This is a genomic window from Actinomadura geliboluensis, from assembly GCF_005889745.1.
In the GTDB taxonomy this organism is placed as follows: domain Bacteria; phylum Actinomycetota; class Actinomycetes; order Streptosporangiales; family Streptosporangiaceae; genus Spirillospora; species Spirillospora geliboluensis.
In genome coordinates, this window is the sequence record NZ_VCKZ01000585.1 from 1 (window position 1) to 4,335 (window position 4,335).

Below are 4,335 nucleotides of genomic sequence, written 5' to 3' on the forward strand. Positions count from 1 at the left end.
TACATTCTTACTGCGGGAACATTCCCCCGCGCGAGTACGAGGAAGCGTTCAACCGGTCACGTGGCACAGCGACCTAGACCGGCTGAGAACCAACAATCTGAGCCTCCAACATCGCCGGGGCGGTCCATGGAGCTAATAATTAAGTACATCAACCAGAACTGCACGGATGCGCTCGGTGATCGAGCCGAGGTACAGCCGGTCAAAGCCATCGTCGGACATATACCGGCTGCTGCACGGGCCGGGGTCTGGGCTTCGAAAGCACCATGGACGGGCTTGGCCCCGGCAGATCGCCTTATGGGGAGTCCTCGTCAAAGGTCATAGGAGCTTGGCGTTTGTAGCGGTGGTATTGCCTGGTCAGGACGTCTGGCGGGAGCAGGGGCCAGCGGGTGACGGCACCAGTGGTCTTGTCGATGACCAGTGTTGTCTCGGTTTCAAGCGTAGGGACCGGTGGCGGTTCGGGAATCGCCACCAGGATTGGAATGGCCTGGTAAGCCTCCTCAAGTTCCCGCATGTGAAGAAGGACCAGGCCATCGTTCCGGCGGGGCAGGTAGAGGTGGGCACGGCGCCAGGCCTCCGCAATATCGATGGTGGGGGGGCGGTGTGGTGGTGCAAGCATGCCGATCAGCATTCGGGTGGTGATCAGCAGCAGGTCGTGGGCACGGCGGAGGAAGTCGAGAGTGTCGTCATCGATGTGGCTCGTGACAGATGGTTGGGTGAGTGAGCGCTCGATGGCGTGGGAGTCGGCCCGTTCGGCGACTGTGCGGATGTTCTTGATGGCCTGCAACAGTTCAACGTGGCGGTTGCCAGCGGAGTGCATGGAGTCTCGTCCTGTAAGAGGTGGCGGTGAGGACGAGGACGCGGCGAACGGGAGGTGGCGCCGCGTCCCCGAGTAAGAGGGCCGGGTTCCGGCCAAGGGCGATCGTCAGTTCCGTGAGGCCGGGGGGTGGGTCTCGTGGTGGCTGACGATGCGTTCGGCGGTTTCTTGAAGGTCGGTCAATGGCTCGCGGGTGTAGCCATGGCCGTCGTGCCAGGAGAACGCCTTGGGCTCGACCCAGACGTTCACCGTTCCTGCGATGAGGACGGAGAGACCGCTTTCCTCGCTACGGCGGGTGGTGGGGACGCCGCGGGATCGGAGCGCCGCGGCAAGTCGATCAGCCGCCGAAATCGGAGCGATGACGCTACGGAACGTTGGCCATGAGTTGGGAAGGGCGAGGGTGAACCAGACGCTCTTGCCAGGCGAGGCGGTCAGGCGTGAGCGGGTGAGGTGCGAGCCGGTGTCGGCTGCAAGGGCAGCGACGATGGACAGTCCTTTGCCATGCTCATCGAGCAGATCCGCACCGCCGGCGATCGGCCAGGCGCCGCAGTGGGCGTCAAAGACGGAGACGACGAGTTGCGGGGTGGGGCGGGTGCGCGCCCAGATCCACAGTTCGGGCCGCGTCGTTGAGGACGCATGAGTCAGGGCGTTGGTGGCCAGTTCGGAGACCGCGAGTCTGGCGTCTTCGATTGGGTCGGGGGCGAAGCTCAGTTGACGCATGGTCGCCGCGACGAGAGAGCGTGCGTTGGAGGCGGAGCTCCGGTCGCCCGGGAGTTGGAAGGCGCAGGCACCGCCGGCCGGGATGTCGGCGGGGACGCCGGTCAGCATCGGCCGCTCCTGCTCAGGGTCCTGGCCATGGAGCGACGGCTGCGACGCCTGTCCCGTCCATGCGAGGCTCTGTGAAGGGGCGCGTGCCGTACAGCCGCCACTGGGTCGGACGTCTTGGGCCTCGTGATGTCGTTGTGAGATGCGCTGAGGGAAGGCCGTCGCGGCAGGCGGAGATGGAATGAGTCAAGTTGACGGCTCAGGTCCGCAGGCGTGGTGGCCTCGATGAGTCGCGGTGCGTCGTCCTCGACCTGGAGGATGGCCCAGTAGCTCCCGGTGTACTCGCCGAACCAGGTGATGACCGACGGGTACCGGCCCCGGAGCTCGGTGATGGCCTGGTCGGGGTCTTCGGTGGAACTGGCCCACGGGCTGGACGGCGTTATGTGCGGCATTGAAGGACGGGCTAGTTCCCATTCGACAACGAGTGCGTACTTGGCGGCGGGTGCCATCGCCCGGACAGGCGGTGGATTCGTACGATCATGCATGGGTTGGACCTCCAGCGTCCGATCAAGGTCTCGGACCGGTGCTGCAACACCGGTCCGAGACCGCCCAACCTTTCGGTCAGGTGAGCCCTCCAAGACCCGACCGGTTCTCCCCCACGGGCTTTCCGCCTGAGCCGTTGCGCTTACGCACTGGCTCCGAGGCATCACCCAGGGAAGTGACCCATGGTCATCATGCCTTCGCAATGAGCACCTGTCCATGTACTTGTTCAGATTTCCGTGACACCTCTTCACTGTGATGCATGCCAAGAATCATGATCGCCGTGCGACACTGAGCGACATGCCGCACGCGCAGAGTCCGACCGTCAGACATCGCCGGCTTGCTCGCCAGCTCCGCCAACAGCGGGAGAAGGCAGGGCTGACGATGGAGGGCGCAGCCGCTGCGCTTGGGTGGAGTCGCCCGAAGCTGCTCCGCTTCGAAACGGCCAAGACACGTCCCAAGCCCTCCGACGTCGAGGAGATGCTCGACCTCTACGGTGGGGACGAGGCCGTCAAGCTTGCGCTCGTGCAGTTGGCGCGAGACATCCGCAAGCGCGGCTGGTGGTCGGCGTTCAACGATGTCCTGACCGGATCTTTCGCCGAACTTGAGGACGACGCCACCACGATCCGCAGCTGGCAGGTCCAGTTCATCCCGGGCCTCCTGCAAACCAGCGACTACGCTCTGGCGCTCATCCGAATCCTGAGCCCAGACGACTCTGAAGACATCCTGCTGCGGCGTCTCCAGGCGCGCATGGCACGCCGCGCGATCCTGGAGCGGGAGAACGCACCCTCGTTCACGGTAGTCCTGGACGAGTCCGTGCTCAGGCGCGCGGTGGGCGGCCCGCAGGTCATGGCTCGCCAGCTTGAAGCGCTCGTGGATGCCTCCGCCAGACCCAACATCAGCATCCGCGTCATGCCCATCTCGGTGGGTGAGCACGCAGGGATGGACGGCCCCTTCGTCGCCCTGAGCTTCGCCGGGGAACTCGACCAGGACGTCATCTACCTGGAGGGCATGGGCGGAGAAATCTATGTCGAAGACGTCGATCAAGTCGCGCGCGGTAACGTGAGATTTGACCGCATTTGCGAGCAGGCTCTTTCCGAGAAGGACTCGCTCGCCCTGATCGCCGACATCGCCAAGGAGCACCAGCAACCCCATGAGCCTCCACGATGACCTTTCCAAGGCTCGTTGGCGCAAGGCCAGCCGGAGCAGCGCCAGTGGCAGCGACTGTGTCGAACTCGCGCACGCCTCAGGGGTGGTCGCCGTCCGCGACTCCAAGGACCCCGGCGGCCCCAAGCTCCTCCTCGCTCGCACCACGTGGCAAGAGCTAATCAACCGCGTGAGCAGAGGGGATTTCGGTCACTGACGCGTCAGCCGCTTCCGTAGGCTCGGTGGCCGAGGCTGGACGGGCGAACGAAGATCGACTGCAGAGCGAGGGCGGCGGTTACCGTTGCCTGGTCGGGCAACTGCGTCGGGGTCGGGAGCGCATGGTGGCCGCGGAAGAGCGTGAATCGCCGATCGAGATCCGTGATGACATACCGGCGTCGGCCCGGGTGTACGGATGGGCGCTGGCAGTAAGGACAACTACCAGGCGACTTCGCGTTGAAGACCGCGCCCGCCTTTCCCGAGTCGATCGATATCAGCCGGCAGAACCGGCTGTTCCTGTACCGGGCGGTGCGGTACCTGGCGACCGAGGCCGGGATACGGCAATTCCTGGACCTGGGTTGCGGGCTGCCCACCGACAACAACGTCCACCAGGTCGCGCAGCGGCTCGCGCCCGACGCCCGCGTCGTCTACGTCGACATCGACCCGATCGTGCTGGCCTACGGCCGCGCGCTGCTGGCCGGGGACGGCTCCACCGTCGTCATCAACGCCGACTTCCGCGACCTGGACGCCGCCCTGAGCCACTCCGACGTCGAGCGGCTGATCGATTTCGACGAGCCGCTGGCGGTGCTCTTCCTGTCGGTCGGGCACCACCTGACCGACGCCGACGATCCGCACGGCATCCTGCACACCGTCATGGACCGCGCGGCGCCAGACAGCCACCTGGCGTTCTCCCAGGTCGTCTGCTCCGACCCCGGCCGCGCCGCCGAACTCGACGCACGCATGAACGCCGCCGGCATCCCCTGGCAGAACCGCACTCGCGAGGAAGTCGGCGCACTCCTGCTGGACGGGCTGGAGCCGGTCGAGCCAGGACTGGTCAACCTGCTGCACTGGCG

General features: G+C 65.5%; 5 protein-coding genes. 3 read left to right on the plus strand and 2 right to left on the minus strand.

Annotation, left to right across the window (positions count from 1 at the left end):
* Window positions 1–292: 292 nt before the first annotated feature.
* Complete coding sequence (locus ETD96_RS41840; RefSeq protein ID WP_138642023.1) at window positions 293–784, minus strand: hypothetical protein; 492 nt, start codon at window positions 782–784, stop codon at window positions 293–295.
* 138 nt (window positions 785–922) lie between these two features.
* Window positions 923–1,642 (minus strand): ATP-binding protein, encoded by a 720-nt coding sequence (locus ETD96_RS41845; RefSeq protein ID WP_138642024.1) that lies wholly within the window; start codon window positions 1,640–1,642, stop codon window positions 923–925.
* A gap of 777 nt (window positions 1,643–2,419) precedes the next feature.
* On the opposite strand from ETD96_RS41845, the gene ETD96_RS41850 reads away from it, so the two are divergent.
* The 3 genes from ETD96_RS41850 to ETD96_RS41860 all read left to right on the plus strand — a co-directional run.
* Window positions 2,420–3,289: a helix-turn-helix domain-containing protein gene (locus ETD96_RS41850; RefSeq protein WP_138642025.1), complete on the plus strand. Its 870-nt coding sequence runs from the start codon at window positions 2,420–2,422 to the stop codon at window positions 3,287–3,289.
* Window positions 3,273–3,482, plus strand: coding sequence for a DUF397 domain-containing protein (locus ETD96_RS41855; protein ID WP_138642026.1), 210 nt, complete (start codon window positions 3,273–3,275; stop codon window positions 3,480–3,482). Before ETD96_RS41850 ends, ETD96_RS41855 begins: the two co-directional genes overlap by 17 nt.
* Window positions 3,483–3,718: 236 nt before the next feature.
* Window positions 3,719–4,335, plus strand: a 617-nt coding sequence (locus ETD96_RS41860) for an SAM-dependent methyltransferase (protein ID WP_138642027.1), incomplete at its 3' end; no start/stop codon positions are given.